General features: G+C 36.3%; 18 protein-coding genes and 1 riboswitch. Of the genes, 4 read left to right on the forward strand and 14 right to left on the reverse strand.

The genetic code is table 11. The features are described 5' to 3' along the window. Positions 1 to 4: 4 nt before the first annotated feature. From EKH84_RS20835 to EKH84_RS22300, 13 genes are all read right to left on the reverse strand, one after another. Complete coding sequence (locus EKH84_RS20835; protein ID WP_127067790.1) at positions 5 to 1369, reverse strand: nitrogenase component 1; 1365 nt, start codon at positions 1367 to 1369, stop codon at positions 5 to 7. 5 nt (positions 1370 to 1374) lie between these two features. After that, positions 1375 to 2934, reverse strand: a complete 1560-nt coding sequence (locus EKH84_RS20840) for a nitrogenase component 1 (RefSeq protein ID WP_127067791.1) — start codon at positions 2932 to 2934, stop codon at positions 1375 to 1377. Positions 2935 to 3010: 76 nt separating this feature from the next. Then, positions 3011 to 4081, reverse strand: a complete 1071-nt coding sequence (locus EKH84_RS20845) for a nitrogenase component 1 (protein WP_330547569.1) — start codon at positions 4079 to 4081, stop codon at positions 3011 to 3013. Positions 4082 to 4109: 28 nt separating this feature from the next. Beyond that, positions 4110 to 4346, reverse strand: a complete 237-nt coding sequence (locus EKH84_RS22785) for a nitrogenase component 1 (RefSeq protein ID WP_330547570.1) — start codon at positions 4344 to 4346, stop codon at positions 4110 to 4112. Then, complete coding sequence (locus tag EKH84_RS20850; RefSeq protein WP_127067792.1) at positions 4339 to 5817, reverse strand: nitrogenase component 1; 1479 nt, start codon at positions 5815 to 5817, stop codon at positions 4339 to 4341. Before EKH84_RS20850 ends, EKH84_RS22785 begins: the two co-directional genes overlap by 8 nt. Positions 5818 to 5909: 92 nt before the next feature. Continuing rightward, positions 5910 to 6809: a radical SAM protein gene (locus EKH84_RS20855; RefSeq protein ID WP_127067793.1), complete on the reverse strand. Its 900-nt coding sequence runs from the start codon at positions 6807 to 6809 to the stop codon at positions 5910 to 5912. Between the two features lie 19 nt (positions 6810 to 6828). Then, positions 6829 to 7173 carry a NifB/NifX family molybdenum-iron cluster-binding protein gene (locus tag EKH84_RS20860; RefSeq protein WP_127067794.1) on the reverse strand — a complete coding sequence of 115 codons (345 nt, stop codon included), beginning with the start codon at positions 7171 to 7173 and terminating at the stop codon, positions 6829 to 6831. Positions 7174 to 7197: 24 nt separating this feature from the next. Beyond that, positions 7198 to 8055 carry a nitrogenase iron protein gene (nifH, locus tag EKH84_RS20865; RefSeq protein ID WP_127067795.1) on the reverse strand — a complete coding sequence of 286 codons (858 nt, stop codon included), beginning with the start codon at positions 8053 to 8055 and terminating at the stop codon, positions 7198 to 7200. A 74-nt stretch (positions 8056 to 8129) separates the two neighbouring features. Continuing rightward, a complete protein-coding gene (locus tag EKH84_RS20870; RefSeq protein WP_127067796.1) occupies positions 8130 to 9011 on the reverse strand; it encodes a MetQ/NlpA family ABC transporter substrate-binding protein in 882 nt (293 codons plus the stop codon). A gap of 26 nt (positions 9012 to 9037) precedes the next feature. Further along, complete coding sequence (locus tag EKH84_RS20875; RefSeq protein ID WP_243118622.1) at positions 9038 to 9829, reverse strand: methionine ABC transporter permease; 792 nt, start codon at positions 9827 to 9829, stop codon at positions 9038 to 9040. Continuing rightward, positions 9826 to 10617 (reverse strand): methionine ABC transporter ATP-binding protein, encoded by a 792-nt coding sequence (locus EKH84_RS20880; protein ID WP_127067797.1) that lies wholly within the window; start codon positions 10615 to 10617, stop codon positions 9826 to 9828. Before EKH84_RS20880 ends, EKH84_RS20875 begins: the two co-directional genes overlap by 4 nt. Before the next feature lie 130 nt (positions 10618 to 10747). Then, positions 10748 to 10888 carry a YezD family protein gene (locus EKH84_RS20885; RefSeq protein WP_243118623.1) on the reverse strand — a complete coding sequence of 47 codons (141 nt, stop codon included), beginning with the start codon at positions 10886 to 10888 and terminating at the stop codon, positions 10748 to 10750. A 4-nt stretch (positions 10889 to 10892) separates the two neighbouring features. Further along, on the reverse strand, positions 10893 to 11066 hold the full coding sequence (locus tag EKH84_RS22300; protein WP_190283419.1) for a hypothetical protein: 174 nt from the start codon (positions 11064 to 11066) through the stop codon (positions 10893 to 10895). A gap of 292 nt (positions 11067 to 11358) precedes the next feature. Continuing rightward, a riboswitch (SAM riboswitch) is annotated at positions 11359 to 11472 on the reverse strand. A gap of 264 nt (positions 11473 to 11736) precedes the next feature. Here EKH84_RS22300 and EKH84_RS20890 point away from each other — a divergent pair. Both EKH84_RS20890 and EKH84_RS20895 read left to right on the forward strand, forming a co-directional pair. Then, the gene (locus tag EKH84_RS20890) at positions 11737 to 12195 is read left to right on the forward strand and encodes a DUF3796 domain-containing protein (protein WP_127067799.1); all 459 of its coding nucleotides are present in this window, start codon (positions 11737 to 11739) and stop codon (positions 12193 to 12195) included. Positions 12196 to 12197: 2 nt separating this feature from the next. Then, the gene (locus EKH84_RS20895) at positions 12198 to 12398 is read left to right on the forward strand and encodes a helix-turn-helix transcriptional regulator (protein ID WP_127067800.1); all 201 of its coding nucleotides are present in this window, start codon (positions 12198 to 12200) and stop codon (positions 12396 to 12398) included. A gap of 101 nt (positions 12399 to 12499) precedes the next feature. Here the strand turns inward: EKH84_RS20895 and EKH84_RS20900 are convergent, their stop codons facing one another. Then, positions 12500 to 13840: a stalk domain-containing protein gene (locus tag EKH84_RS20900; RefSeq protein WP_127067801.1), complete on the reverse strand. Its 1341-nt coding sequence runs from the start codon at positions 13838 to 13840 to the stop codon at positions 12500 to 12502. A 279-nt stretch (positions 13841 to 14119) separates the two neighbouring features. Between EKH84_RS20900 and EKH84_RS20905 the strand changes: the two genes are divergently transcribed. Together EKH84_RS20905 and queF are read left to right on the forward strand one after the other, a co-directional pair. Further along, complete coding sequence (locus EKH84_RS20905) at positions 14120 to 14623, forward strand: QueT transporter family protein (RefSeq protein ID WP_190283420.1); 504 nt, start codon at positions 14120 to 14122, stop codon at positions 14621 to 14623. Beyond that, the gene (queF, locus tag EKH84_RS20910; protein ID WP_127067802.1) at positions 14620 to 15117 is read left to right on the forward strand and encodes a preQ(1) synthase; all 498 of its coding nucleotides are present in this window, start codon (positions 14620 to 14622) and stop codon (positions 15115 to 15117) included. The genes EKH84_RS20905 and queF overlap by 4 nt, the downstream gene beginning before the upstream one ends. Positions 15118 to 15136: the final 19 nt, after the last annotated feature.

Below are 15136 nucleotides of genomic sequence, written 5' to 3' on the forward strand. Positions count from 1 at the left end.
TATGCTATGCGCTCTTGCTAATAGCAGTCGTAAATATTTTTTCTAGTAAGGTTAATGCACCAATATACCCAACATAAGTCCTATTAATGACAACTTCATAGGAAACAGGAAATGCTATCTCTACAATATGCCCTTTAAGATCCCTTGCTGTATCTCTCTCCCAAGTGGATCCAAATATAACAGGTGGCTTATGTCCATAATCTGCCTTCTTTAAAAGCTGACCTACTATATAACCATCCTCTACAAACTCTACCTGGGCCGATACATCTTCTGCCAACTTTTTGTACTCCTCATCAATAGCCACTCTATATTTTTCAGGAGCATTATCTGTAATAATCTGTATAGCTGGAATAAGTCCTAATTGATTAACTAGGAACTTGTTAATCGCTAAATTATACGTACTATCTCCTACCACTGCATAAGTTGCAGGTAAGCCCCACCAATACTCCGAGTAAAAATCAGCAAATTGCTCCAAATAGTAATAGTATTCTTTTTCTTCTTTTTCAATGAAAGCTTCTGCTTTAGCAGCATCAATACCTGCAAAGCTCACTACCTCTTTAATAAACCTTGCTACTTCCTTTGCCCCTATTGGCAGTACAGGAATGTGTAAGTATGGTTGATTATATTTTTTTTCTAAGTACTGAGCTGTCTTTAATCCTAACCAAGGTGAAAGCACCAGGTTAAACTGGGCATTAGGAATGATCTTCCATTCCTCTACTCCTCCTGAACCTTGGCCAAATAAAATATTAACTTTAAACCCTGCTCCTTCTAATAGTCGTTTGATTTCTTTTAAATCTCCACGCCACATAGGATTTTGATAAGGCAATTCTGTCCATACATTAATAAGTCCTTGCTCTTTCGTTTCTTTATCCTTTGCAAATTTATCTACATATTGATCAATAATGGCTTCTACAATGAGCTCATGACCAATAAAATTATTACCCTTAAATCCTCCTGTATCTGCAAATACAATGGGGATATCCTGCTTTTGAAATTTAGAAACGACAGCACCTACATCATCACCTACAAGTTCTCCTATACAACCATTTAAAACCACATATAAATCTGCATCCATAATCTTTAGCGTAGATTTAATGAGTCCCTCTAACCTCTTTTCACCGCCAAAAACCACTTCATTCTCCGTAGCATTTACGCTAGGTGTAACAGCACCGCCTGCATAGCCACCACCTTGAAAACCATTGTAAAAAGCTATACTTGTATATTGTTTATCTACACACCCAGGACCACAATGGGTAATAGGCATTGCGCCAGGAATAGCTACTACACTGTGAAGTGCGCCTACAGTACACCCGTAGCGTACTTGATTAATTGAATTGGTTTGCCCATTACTATCTTTTTCTATACCCATAATCTTTACTTTGCCCCCTTTATATCATCTAAGTAATCCTCAATCAGTTCTGGCTTTTTGGCTAGTATATAAGGATCACTTTGTTCTAGCCACCACTTTCTATAAGGTAATTTAACATGTGCTTTAATATCATCATGAAACTTTTTATGTGCCAGTATCTCTAAAATAGTCTCGCCTAAATTAATAATACCTTGGTAACCTATAGCAATGTGTTCATCTCCAAGCGGTGCTGCTGGAATCCCTAACTTAGAAGCAAGTGGCGCTAGTCCATTATGCCTAATCAGCATAAAATCAGGTTTTGTATCTTTCAAAAAAGCATAAAGTTGGTATTGCTGTCTATTACTAATATTAAAAGACTTGATATCTCCATAGTGCTCTATTAAATGCCCTAATGAGTCTTCTTTAGGGTCCCCGCTATCATAAACTGGGTCATGATGAAAAGCTAAAGAGCCATCTACTGTAATTCCCAGTTCTCTTAATACTTGGATAAGTCCGTGGGCATAAGCTGAACCTGTTGCTACATATCCTTTTATCCCCTTTAGCTTCTTCTTAAGTTCCACAATTCTAGGTGCCACTCGTTTATGTTCCTTTTCAATATACTGCTCTGCTAATGCTTCTCTATTGGTCACTCTTCCTATTTCTCTTAGCCACTCATCAGTCCCATGAAAACCATAAGGCATTGGTGCTTTTACTTCTGGCACACCAAAAGATTCTTCCAGTCCTGCTGCCATGTACGAAGAAAGGGTATAACAAAAGCCAACGGTTGCTGCTGCTTCTGAAAGCTGTGCCAGGTCATCTACTGATGCTAGATCTACTACATAATTAACTCTTAAATTAAGTTCAGCTAGCATTGGTGTAAAAACATCTGAACCCCATAAATTAATAACATTAACTAAGTCTTCTTGCTTGGCAGGATTACGTTTTACAATCTGCCTTAATATGCCATGCTGTGTGGCATCAAATCCTGTACTCCAGTGTTTAGACCTAAAGCCCTCGCACATTAATGGAATAACGGGAATTCCTAGCTTTTCTTCTTTTTCAACTGCCACACTTTCAATGTCCTCACCAATTATGCCTGTGGCACAAGAAGTGCCAATAAATATAGCTTTTGGCTTATATCTTTCCCATGCATCTTCTATAGATTGTTTGAGTTTATTCAATGCGCCAAATACCATGTCACTTTCTTGCAAGTTAGTATTAATAATCCTAATATTTTCAACCTCATGATGACGCATAGCAAGCCCATTCCTATAAATAGAATTATAGGGTACCTGACCTGCGCCACATCCAATAGGTGAATGTTGAATAAGTACAGCATCTCTAACGTTTCCTGCTTGACATTCTACCATTTGTTCACTACAAACAGAGCCTTGAGAAAAGGGACCTTTGATCTCACATAATTTGCATCCTTTTTCTTTGCATCCTTTCCGTTCTCCTGAACCTCTTAAAGCGTAGGCAGATTGTCTATGAAGCTCTGCTCCAGTCCCATCCCAAGCTATAATGGTTCCTAACCTTTGTTCTCTACTTTGTACTTCTGTGATATCTAAATTTATTTTCTTTGCCATCTAACTAACCCCCCTACTTATTATTTTATCTCTATAAAAAGTAGTACCTCCTAATAAACAGATCATTTACTTTTCACTATTTATAGTTCGCAAGGACTACATCATAAATATCCTCGATAAGTCTTAGTCCTCCCTTGAAGCCTGCATAGCCAGTCGTTAATACCAATCGATAAGGTGAAGGATTTTCTATGGATAAGAAATCATACCCCTTTTCTTTGACTAAATATTTATCCCAACCTGACCCTAATATAAGCCCTCGCCCTGGGTGAACTGCTCCTCTAATGATTTCCTGTGCTTCTCCTCCACTAGGCGTAAAGTATAGTGGTATTTCTTTCTTATCTGAGGTTGTCTTTAAGATTTCTTTCACTCTTTCCTTCTGAGATGCAGGTGTTTTATCCGCTACAAAAACTTCTTTTGGTACAATACCTACTTCATGAAGTAAAAACTTAGATAAACCAAGAACATAACTAGCATCTCCAATAATATGAGCAAAGCTAGGTAAACCATAGCGAAATTCTGTAAGGAACGTGGCTAAGCTATCAATTTCTGCATAGTAAGCCTTACTTTCTCTTTCAATAAATTGCTTAGCCCGAGCTTCATCTAATGCCGCGCCTTGCCCACTTGCAAAAGTTATAACGCCTTCAAGGAACTTCTCTGTTTCACTAGTCCCAATAGGAAGATACGGAAACTCAAAGAACTGCTGCTGATATTTTTTCTCTAAGTTCTTAACGATCTCTTTTCCAAACCAAGGAGATATTAAAATATTGAAGTTAGCCTGTGGAATAGTTTTCCACTCCTCTACACCCTCAGAATAAGGTCCAAATAAGATATTAACCTGTAACCCAAGCCCTTCTAATAAATACTTAAGTTCAAATAAATTCCCCTTCCAAAATTGATCTTGATAAGGAATCGATGCAAAGAGATTCACTAGCCTTTTATTCTTTCCTTTGGTTTTGTCATAGCTGCTATCCACAAATTGATCAATAATAGCATTGACAACTTTGCTATGTGCCACAATGTTACTTGAAGTAAATCCTGCTGTCTCTACATGAACAATAGGCTTTCCTACACTTGCAAATTCATTAACTACAGACTCAATGTCATCTCCAACGATAGCTGCAGTACAGCCAGTGAGTACAACTTGCAAATCTGTATCTAATACCTTGTAGGTATTTTCAATATTTTTTTCTTAGCTTATCAAGGCCACCAAAGACTACCTCTTTCTCTGAGAAGTTGGTACAGGGTGCTGTATTTCCTCCTGCATAACCAGTTGCTCTTTCAAAAAAACGGCTTACCATCATACCACAGCCAGGCCCTGAATGTAAGATAGGTACAGCTCTTTCAATGGCCGTTACAGTTTGAAGTGCTCCTATAGCACAAGTAATTCTCTGTTGTTCAATTGTTTTAGCCATTTTGTTTACCTCCTAAAAACTTACCAGAGTCTTGTTCTAGCCACCATTTTGTATAAGGATTAGTAGCATGCTTAGAAAAGTTCTTAACAAACTCATCATTTTCAATCACTTCTAACAGCTTATTCCCATAATTGACAATTCCCTCATATCCCATTGAGAAATGCTCATCTCCAATAAGTAAGGATGGAATACCAAACTTAGCTCCCCAAAGTGTCATGCCACCGTGTCTTGCTAGAAGGACATCTGGCTTCACTTTATTAATAGAATTAACAAGTTGATACTCTTGTTTATTACATACATTGTAATGGGGTACATCGCCATAATCATCTACTACATGTGCTAGAGCATCTGCTTCGACTGATTCATTATCATACAGTGGATCATGGTGAAAGATAGCAGCCCCTACACCTTTCATTCCTAATTCATTTAATACTGCAAGTAGTGAATGACCATGAGAAGCTCCCCCTGTTACATAAGCTGTTTTGCCTTCTAGCTTGCTTCTTACTTCTGCAATCTTTGGAAGCCATTCTTCTTTTTGTTTTTTCAAAAAGAGCTCTACTTCCTTTTCTTTATGGGTCAATTTCCCTAATTCTCTAAACCATCTATCCGTTTGTTCAATACCATAAGGTGCAGAGGTCTTTATTTCAGGTACTCCGAATTTTTGTTCTAGTGCTGCTCCAAGATAAGACCCTAAAGTAGCACAAATCTGTATGCTAGCAATAGCTTCAGAACTATGTTCTAGCTGCTCTACTGTAGAATAGGGTGTCACATAGTTAGGTCTTAGACCTAATTCTTTAAACCATTTTCCGAAAACATCTGAGCCCCAGAAATTAACTACATTGACTAGATCCTCTTGTTTTTTCGTTGCTGGTTTAATCAGCTTTCTAGCAATAGCATGATAGCCTGCGTCAAAGCCAGTAGTCCAAATCTTTGACCTAAAACCTTCGCAATAAATACCAATAACCAGGATGCCTAATTCTTCTTGTAATTCATCTGTGATAGCTTCTACATCATCTCCTATGATACCTACGGCGCAAGTTGTTGCTACAAAGATGACCTTAGGATTTACTTTCTCATAAACTTCTTTGACGGCTTCTCTCAGCTTTTGACTACCACCATAAATGGTATCTTTTTCTTCAATATCAGTTGAAAAAAGCTTTCTTTGGGTAGGATTACTTACACCTCTTAAATCACCATTTTGCTGATAGGTAAAGTCAAACTCATGTAAGCAGCCTAGACAACCTATTGGTCCATGACTTACTACTGCTGCATCTTGAATAAGTACAACAGTACAAATAGCCTGCCCTACTGAACACCCTATGGTTTGATTAAACTGATGCTCACCTTCTTTTAATTTGCCACAACGTGAACATCCTACTAATTCCTTGGCACTTCCACAATAACCTGTAATAGAGCCAAGTCTCGTTTCACGAATCGCTACTTCTGGTAAATCTAAATTTACTTTACTCATCATTACCTCCATTTATAATCCCATAAGTTATAGAGCCTAATACCTTCTTAGTCTTCTGCCAGCTTCATTCTTCACTTATTGTTTTGTTAGGCCTAGCCATGAGAAAAGGTCTCTACAACTTCTTTATCATATAGCTCCTTATGTAAGCTTTGTCCTTTGCCGGGTATACCACAGGCATCCGCCCTACAGTGCTTGCAATGTCTAAATACATCTAGGTATGCTCCTGCTTCCCCTCTAACCTTCTCCAGTAAACTGCAACTTGGTGCTTTAATATGACTTAGCTCATACTGGGGTATAAGTGGAATAATATTTAATATCCTAGCCCCAAGCTCCCTAGTAACCTTTGCAATGTCTTTAATGTGTTCATCATTAATACCAGGAATAAGAACACTGTTAATTTTCACAAGGATACCTAACTCAGCCGCTCGCTTAATGCCCTTCATCTGAGCATTTATCAACTTATTCGCTGCCTCAATGCCAACTAACTTATTCCCATTTTCATCTATAACATAAGCTACAATCTCTGTCAGAATATAAGGATCTACTGCATTAACTGTAACTGTAATAGAATTTACGCCTACTTCCTTTAACCTATCTAATTTGTCATATAACCTAAGTCCATTTGTACTTAAGCAGCTAAGTAGCTCAGGATGTGTTTTCCTTATAACCTCAAAAGTCTCTAAGGCATAATCAGTGGCAAGTGTATCGCCAGGTCCCGCAATACCTACTACCTTTAATTCTGGGCAAAGACTAAGTGCTTTTTCCAAAATATCCGGTGTTTCTTCTGGCCGCAAAAGGAGTGAACTTACACCTGGCCTAATATCTGACTTATTAAATCCCCTCTTGCAAAATTTACATTGAATATTACAATTAGGGCTCACCGGTAAATGAATTCTCCCACTCGTATAATGTGCTTCCTTACTTAAACACGGATGATTTTTAAATAGATGATCAAAATGATCGTCATATTTTTGCGTTCCTACTTCAGCCATCTCTTCACCCCTTTCTTCACTAACTTAAATATTTAATATTGGTCTTCTTTAGCTTTTCAATGATTTCATTAACTTCTCTAACCATTTCAAAGGCTTCTATGCCATGTCTACGAAGCTCATCATATGCTCCTGCCCCAATACGTGAAACAAATACAACTCGGCAGTCCTTGATGACTTTAATCGTCTTAAGTAGTGCTTCCTCTGAATGCTCAAATTCTTGGCAGGAGGGTGTATTCTCTCTTTCTTCGATAAACTTAGCTTCATGCTCATCATTCACTTCATAGATTTGAAACTTCTCGCTTTTGCCAAAATGCCTATTAACGACTATGCCATCGCTACTAGCCAATGCTACTCTATAGGTCACTTAAATGCCCCCTTATTTTTTTACTTAAATTTTATAATCATCTACTAGCCCATCCATTAGTCCATACTCAATAAGAATTTCTTCTAGTCTTTCTTGAGACATAGGTTCTGGAATAACGAACTTGTCGTTTTCATCAATGTGTTTGGCTAACTCTCTATATTCATCAGCTTGGTGCGTGTTTGGGTCATATTCAATAACAGTTTTCTTTCTAATCTCTGCCCTTTGTACCACGTTATCTCTTGGCACAAAATGAATAAGCTGGGTTCCAAGTTCTTTAGAAAAAGCTCTCAGAAGATCTAGTTCTCTATCCACACTTCTACTGTTACAGATGATTCCCCCTAATCTAACGCCGCCTTTATTAGCATACTTTTGAATACCTTTTGAAATATTATTAGCTGCATACAGTGCCATCATTTCACCTGATGCTACAATATAGATTTCCTTTGCTTTTCCTTCACGAATAGGCATTGCAAAACCACCACATACAACATCTCCAAGAACATCATAAAAAACATAGTCTAAATCCTCTGTGTAAGCCTCTAATCTTTCCAAGGTGCCAATAGAAGTAATAATCCCTCGCCCTGCACAGCCTACACCCGGTTCTGGTCCACCTGATTCTACACATTTAATCCCCTTGAAGCCTGTTTTTAAAATAGTACCAAGTTCTATATCTTCACCTTCATCTCTGATGGTATCAAGTACTGTCTTTTGAGCAAGGCCACCAAGTAATAACCTAGTTGAATCAGCTTTTGGGTCACAACCTACCACCATAATCTTCTTACCTAATTCAGCTAACCCAGCTGTCAGATTTTGTGTAGTCGTTGATTTACCAATTCCTCCTTTGCCATAGATTGCTACCTGTCTTATTGTTTCTTTTGCCATCACACATTCACTCCTTATTTTTATTTAATTATTTAGTAAGATGCTTGATCATTTCACTTGAGCTTTTATTTATACTACTCTGCTGGAATAACTGCACCATTATACTTTTCTTCAATAAACTTCTTAGTTTCATCTGAGCGAAGTGCTTCGACTAACGCTTTAATCCCTGGATCCTCTAGCCTTTCTTCTTTTACCGCAATAATATTGGCATAAGGAGAGTTAGCATCTTCTCTAAAAAGATATTTGGTTGTATCTATACCTGCTTCAAGTGCTTTATTAGTATTGGTAATATAAACATCAAAATCTTGTGCAAGCCCAATAATTTGAATAGAATCAATCTCTGTAATTTCAATAGGTTTCACATACTCTACAATGTCCTTAACAGAAGCTTTAAGCTCCTTTAGATTAGGATCTAATTTAATGAAACCTGCTTTTTCAATAATCTTTAGCGCTCTATATTCATTAGTCGCATCATTTGGTATCACAAACTTTGCATTGTCTGGTACTTCATCTACGCTTTGATACTCATTTGAATAAGCTGATATAGGTTCTACATGAATATTGCCTGCATTTGCAATCTTAACGCCACTAACATCGTTATACTCTTCTACATAAGGCCAGTGTGCAAAAAATGCAAAGTCTACCTCGCCTCCATTTAATTTATCTAACCAAGTAGCATCAGCTGCAGTTGAAACAATTTCTATTTCAATGCCCTGCTTGCTTAGTGCAGGCTTCACCAATTCTATAAGCTCATTATGTGGAACAAGGTCAGCTAAACCAATGAGCTTTGTTGTTTCTACATTGCCTGTCTTGTTCTCACTTTCACCTCCTGCACTAGCTACCTTTTCATTCTCTGTATTAACTTGTGCACTACTGGTTTTGGCTACTGAACTGCACCCCATTAAAGCTGTCGTTAATCCTAATGTAACTGCCCCTACAAATAATCTTTTTTTCATTTTAATCACTCCTCATATTCATTTTTTTATAACTTCTGCTGACTACTTCCTTTGGAAAGTAAACGCAGTGTCTTTTTTAAACTCTTGCTACTCTCTCTTTGATTCAAATGGATTAAGTGCCATTTTTTCAAAAGTAATTTAGATATAAAATCCCCTGCTACTTGAACTAGCTGCACAATCACAATTAACACCAACACTGTTGCTAATAAAATGTCATGTTGGAATCTATTAAAGCCAAACCTTACTGCGATGTCTCCTATGCCTCCTGCTCCAAAACTACCTGCTAAAGCAGTCATCGAAATCACTGCTATAACAGCCACGGTGAAAGCTCTAATAAGTGATGGCAGTGCTTCAGGTAGCATAACAGTAAGTAAGATGTGAATATTCCCAGCCCCCATTGCTCTAGCAGCTTCCACTTTTCCTTTTTCAACCTCTAATAAGCTACTTTCTACTAATCTTGCAAACATAGGAACACAACTTGCAACCAAAGCAATAATACATGCATTAGTCCCATAGGCTTTACCTACAATTAACCTTGCTATGGGAAGCATGAGTATAATGACTATCATTTGAGGCATGGATCTTAAGCAGTTAATGGTTATTCCTAATAAACGGCTGATCCAAGGAACCGGATGTAAACCTTCCTTGCTGGTTAGAACTAATATGAGCCCTAGCATAAGTCCAATGATTAATGTAAATAGCGTAGAGATAATAACCATATAAAGGGTATCTCCAAGTGCTGGCCAAATTGTATCCCATATAGGTTTCGTAAATGTACTTTGAATCACTTCCCATACAGAATGCTTATATAAACTCAAATGCCCTCACCTTCCTTTACCCAATCATTTCTTTGAAATTCTGAGTGGATTTTGATAAATAATTTACCTGTACTGCTTTGAGGATTTAAAAAGATATTTCTCACTTCGCCTTGTTCAATCAACTCCCCCTCCTCTAAAATAGCCATGTTTTGACAGATATACTTAATCACCTCTAGTTCATGGGTAATAAGAACAATGGTAATCCCTAACTTATCATTAATTTTTTTTAAAAGCTCTAGAACAGAAACAGTAGTTTGGGGATCTAATGCACTAGTGGCTTCATCACTTAGAAGTACATCTGGATTATTGGCAAGAGCTCTTGCAATTCCCACCCTTTGCTTTTGTCCTCCTGAAAGTTGCCCTGGATAAGCATTTATCTTGTCACTTAAACCCACTAGCTCAAGTATTTCTTTAACTCTTGTTTTAATCTGCTTCTTATCATAGCCCACAAGTTTCAAGGGATATGCTACATTTTGATAAACGGTTTTGCTTTCAAATAGATTGAAGTTTTGAAAGATCATCCCTATCTTTTGCCGTTGGATATTAAGTGCTTTTTTTGATAAAAGTGTAATATTCTTTCCATCAATTTTGATTTCTCCATAATCAGGTTCTTCTAATCGATTTAAGCATCTTACTAAGGTTGACTTTCCAGCCCCGCTAAAACCTACTATTCCAAAAATATCTCCTTTTGTAATCTCTAAATTAATCCCCTTTAAAACTTCGATATATTGTCCTTGACTCACATACGATTTGTGTAAATCTGTTATGCTAATAAATGCGTCACTCATTCTATCACCTCTTTTCCCACTTGCATGGTAAGTTCAATAAAAAATCCTCATTTCTTGAATACAATAAAAGGCCAATTATTATTCCCTTGTTAAGAATAATAATCAGCCTCTAGTTCTTCTAGTTAACAGATTATTTAATACGTAATTTTTCATTTTTTTCTATTTGAACAATCTTCCCATCTTGAATCATTACAGTTACAGATCCATATTTTATTGTTTCTATAATTTGCAATACTTTCTTTACCTCTTCTTGGTTATTCTTATCGGGCATTGCTCTATTCACCTCCTGCATAGATATAATTATTTTTTACATTAATCTGAATGGCATACTCATCTTGTATAACGACTGTTAAGCTTCCGTTTTCTATGGTTGACAATATGTCTTCTAAGACTTTCTCTAATTTTTTTGTATGCCATACTTGATCTCTATAGTCTGTAGCTAACTCCATATGATTGATTCTCCTCCTTATTCAACCAAGAAAACTCTAATATTTCCTATGCAACAAGAAAGTGGACTATCATCCACATTTCTTCCGCTAGGGAACCCTAGGTTCCCTTCGGCGCTGACAAAAAAACATGTCAGCTGAGCACCCTCCTGAATACGGCAGGGAATACTTCCCCTGCACCCCTTATAGTCTAGGAAAGTTCTATTTTTATACAAAAGTAGAACTTTCCTAGACTATAGAAAATGCCACTTTCTTAGATAAGAAAGTGGCACCTATATATCGAGGTATCTACACTTTCTCATCTCTCAAACTTAAAAGTTTGTAGGAATTAGCACCTTGAAAGATATTATGCTATCTTTCAGGTTGCCGGGCATCATCGGGCCAGTCCCTCTGCCTCTCTGGATAAGAAAAATTTATTATTTCCTAGTAATTCTATATTTTTACTTTTATTAATTGCATTATATTCTCGTCGCTTTTTATTGTCAATATATTTTTAATATTTATTTTTATTAATTTGTTTTGTATGGCTATACATATGGTATATATCGCTTTAGAGAGGTATACACTAAGCTTCTTATAAATCATCCTACCTATTTTTATTGAAACTATTATTTTTATGTGATATATTTATATCATAAAGATACAATTATATCGCATAAAGTGAGGAGCTTTTATGAATATAAAAAGTAGGTTCAAGCGATTTTGGAGTAGTAACTTATTGTATGACTCAACTACCGACACAGAACGCACTTATACTCGAAAAATAAACCCCAAATTAGGTTTATTAGGTTTTTGTGGGTTGCTTGGTTTTCTAGGATTTTTACCAGATTTAACTGATATACCTTTTCCATTATTCTTTTTTGCATTCTTTGGCCTTTTCAGCTTCTATTATGAAGGTAAGATGTCCAACACGCTGATAGACGAGCGATTTAAGGTAAATGCTTATCGCGCAGAAGCCCTAGCAAATAAGATTTCTATGATGATGATTATATTCTTAACCCTTGTATTTGTACTAAAGCTGGAAAAAACCGAGTTAGTAATAAGCTTTTTAATAGCTCTTATTGGATTAGCATTTGGCCTTTCAGTCTTTTTGCAACAATATTTATTATATCGCTTTGAACACGAGGAATAAGTATGGCAGAATTTAAATGCACTCTAAAGAAATACCGACTATTACAAGACCTAACGCAAGAACAGTTAGCAGAACAAGTTGGTGTAAGACGTGAAACTATAATGAGATTGGAGGCAGGGAGATATAATCCTTCTTTAAAGTTAGCAATAGATATTTCAAAAGCTGTAAATACCCCGATTGAAGAGATTTTTATTTTTGATTAGAGATTAACCCAAAAAGAAATACCCACTTATATCCATGGGTATTTCTTTTTATTGTTTGGAGGAAAAATTATATTAATCTCCTTAGTATTGTCTAGCAGGCCCTAAAGCTTATTAATCACATCCTCATATTTCTCAATAGTCATTTCTTTACCCCATTCATCTAATTGACTATAAATAAATTCAGTTGCTTTTTCAGAAATGATAATGTTTTTAAGGTCTTCTTTTATTTCTTCTAACGGCACCTTATAAGCTTCTTTATGTACATTTAAAACTTTTATTAAATGCCAACCAAATTGGGTTTTAACTGGGTTTGATACTTGCCCTTCTTCTAAAGTCTTTGCTCCATTTAAGAAGTCCTGATCATAATAACTTGAATCATATGCGATATAACCTAGTTCTCCTCCAGTATCTTTAGTCCCGTCTGTACCATACTTTTTAGCAAGCTCTGCAAAGCTTGTACCTTTATCATATTCTGCTTTAATAGCCTTAGCTTCTTCCTCCGTTGCAACTAAAATATGTGCCATTTCAGCACCTGGTGCCATTGTATAGTTTCCACTATTGCTCTCATAATATGCCTTAATTTCAGCATCGGTAACAGGGATGTTCTTACTAATGTATTTAGCAACATTGGAAATCGTTAGACTATCTTTAATCTGAGTTTTATAACCTTCTGCTGTTAAGCCACTATTTACTAAAGCTTTTTCAAATTCTGCTGCTGTCTCATAATCTTCCTTAGTTTTGTTAAATTCATTATTTACTTCTGTCACTGTAGGCTCTAACTTAAGTTCTCTTCCCTTAATGAGTGCCACTTTGTTCTTAATAATATAATCAACAAGCTCTCCCTTGCGCTGCTCCATATACTGTTTAGCTTCCTCTGTTTCAAAAAAGCTATCATCGTATTGATATTGATATTGATATTGAATCATCATCATTTCATAATCTAATTGAGTCAATATCTCTTTTGCTGTTATCGTTAAGTCACCCACTTTAGCTACTACTGCATCGCTTGTAATACCTGGCGTAATCGCTACTGTATTCTCTTTAGCAAGCCACTTAACTTCTACATTAAGTAGTTCCCCAATATATTTAACAGGTACAAACAGACGACCGTCTTGCATAGTTGCCTTGGTATCCATTTCTTTAGTCTTTCCATTTACTATCATTGTGGTTTGTCCCACCGTTAAAATCACCTTCATATTGTCTTTCATAATAGTAGCCGTTCCAGATACTTGGTCCCATTCTACCTGAGCGCCAAGCTCTTCACTAATAAAACGCAGTGGTACTAAGGTACGATTATTACTATCAATGAAAGGGGCTACATCTTTAAAAACTACATTTTCGTTATTAATCGTAACACTTACTGGTTTCTGTGCCATAACAGCTCCTGATGGTATTGCCACCAACATTCCTAAAAGTATAGCTAACATCTTCCTTGCTTTCATCTTTTTCCTCCTTTTTATAAATAACCCTAGAAAAAATGATTAAAACCTTCGCATTTTAAAGATAATTCATTATAGCATAATCTCATTTGTGCATTTCATTTTGTTCATAAGTTGTTATTTTTATTGGAGTAAAAAGAAATAATGTTGTATATTTTATTATTTTGACATATGATGTAAGGGTACGCCTTAAATTAATAAGACAGTTCGAGACCATCCTGTCTAAAAACAAAACTAGGGACAACTTATGTTGTTGTGAATTTAATTTGGAGGTGAACGTTTATGAATATGACAAACTTAAGTAAAACACAAAAATTAGTTTTTTCTTCTATGCTCATGGCGCTTTATATCGTCATTTTGTATTTTACGCAAAGCTTTTCTTTTGGGGCTTATCAAATCCGTATTGCTACGAGTATGTACGCCCTATCATATTTCTTTCCGTTCCTAGTTTTCCCACTTGGTCTCGCCAATTTTATTGCTAATGCCCTTTTTGGTGGCTTAGGTCTTCTTGATATGATTGGAGGTTGTGCTGTTGGCATCGTTACAACCTACTCTATTGTCCTTATTAAACAAGGTAATCTTAATAAATGGCTCATTGCCCTACCTATTATTTTAGTTCCAGGGTTAGGTGTCTCTATTTGGCTTTCTTATCTTTTAAATCTGCCATATACTGCACTAGCTATGAGCTTATGTATTGGGCAAATCATCCCTGCACTTGTAGGCGTACTTTTGGTAAAAACATTAGCACCTATTATTTGTAAGACACAAAAGGAGAATTTAGTATGAGTAGTAGAACAAAAGAGGAATTAAACGGTGTAACCCATTTAGGTAATCAAAAGGTAGCCTACCGAGATAATTATGCACCAGAGGTCTTAGAAACTTTTATTAATAAACACCCTGATAATGATTATTTCGTTAAATTTAACTGTCCAGAATTTACAAGCTTATGTCCGATTACTGGTCAACCTGACTTTGCAACCATTTATATTTCTTATGTACCAGGTCCTCGTATGGTAGAAAGTAAATCCCTTAAGCTCTACCTTTTCAGTTTTAGAAATCATGGTGATTTTCATGAGGATTGTATGAATATTATTATGAAAGACCTTATTAAGCTAATGGACCCTAAATACATAGAGGTATGGGGTAAATTCACTCCAAGAGGAGGTATTTCTATAGACCCTTATTGTAATTATGGGAAGCCTGGGACTAAATGGGAAGCTGTTGCTTTTGACCGACTAACCCATCATGATTTATACCCTGAAAAAGTAGATAATCGCTAATCGGAAGGATGTGTGCTAT

Source organism: Cellulosilyticum sp. WCF-2, from assembly GCF_003990395.1.
GTDB lineage: Bacteria > Bacillota > Clostridia > Lachnospirales > Cellulosilyticaceae > Cellulosilyticum > Cellulosilyticum lentocellum.

Excerpts from the sequence above, each read along its gene's own strand:
- EKH84_RS20835 (WP_127067790.1), bottom strand. The coding sequence starts at position 1,369 with ATGGGTATAGAAAAAGATAGTAATGGGCAAACCAATTCAATTAATCAA.
- EKH84_RS20840 (WP_127067791.1), bottom strand. The coding sequence starts at position 2,934 with ATGGCAAAGAAAATAAATTTAGATATCACAGAAGTACAAAGTAGAGAA.
- EKH84_RS22785 (WP_330547570.1), bottom strand. The coding sequence starts at position 4,346 with ATGGCTAAAACAATTGAACAACAGAGAATTACTTGTGCTATAGGAGCA.
- EKH84_RS20850 (WP_127067792.1), bottom strand. The coding sequence starts at position 5,817 with ATGAGTAAAGTAAATTTAGATTTACCAGAAGTAGCGATTCGTGAAACG.
- EKH84_RS20855 (WP_127067793.1), bottom strand. The coding sequence starts at position 6,809 with ATGGCTGAAGTAGGAACGCAAAAATATGACGATCATTTTGATCATCTA.
- nifH (WP_127067795.1), bottom strand. The coding sequence starts at position 8,055 with ATGGCAAAAGAAACAATAAGACAGGTAGCAATCTATGGCAAAGGAGGA.
- EKH84_RS20870 (WP_127067796.1), bottom strand. The coding sequence starts at position 9,011 with ATGAAAAAAAGATTATTTGTAGGGGCAGTTACATTAGGATTAACGACA.
- EKH84_RS20880 (WP_127067797.1), bottom strand. The coding sequence starts at position 10,617 with ATGAGTGACGCATTTATTAGCATAACAGATTTACACAAATCGTATGTG.
- EKH84_RS20885 (WP_243118623.1), bottom strand. The coding sequence starts at position 10,888 with ATGCCCGATAAGAATAACCAAGAAGAGGTAAAGAAAGTATTGCAAATT.
- EKH84_RS22300 (WP_190283419.1), bottom strand. The coding sequence starts at position 11,066 with ATGGAGTTAGCTACAGACTATAGAGATCAAGTATGGCATACAAAAAAA.
- EKH84_RS20890 (WP_127067799.1), top strand. The coding sequence starts at position 11,737 with ATGAATATAAAAAGTAGGTTCAAGCGATTTTGGAGTAGTAACTTATTG.
- EKH84_RS20895 (WP_127067800.1), top strand. The coding sequence starts at position 12,198 with ATGGCAGAATTTAAATGCACTCTAAAGAAATACCGACTATTACAAGAC.
- EKH84_RS20900 (WP_127067801.1), bottom strand. The coding sequence starts at position 13,840 with ATGAAAGCAAGGAAGATGTTAGCTATACTTTTAGGAATGTTGGTGGCA.
- EKH84_RS20905 (WP_190283420.1), top strand. The coding sequence starts at position 14,120 with ATGAATATGACAAACTTAAGTAAAACACAAAAATTAGTTTTTTCTTCT.
- queF (WP_127067802.1), top strand. The coding sequence starts at position 14,620 with ATGAGTAGTAGAACAAAAGAGGAATTAAACGGTGTAACCCATTTAGGT.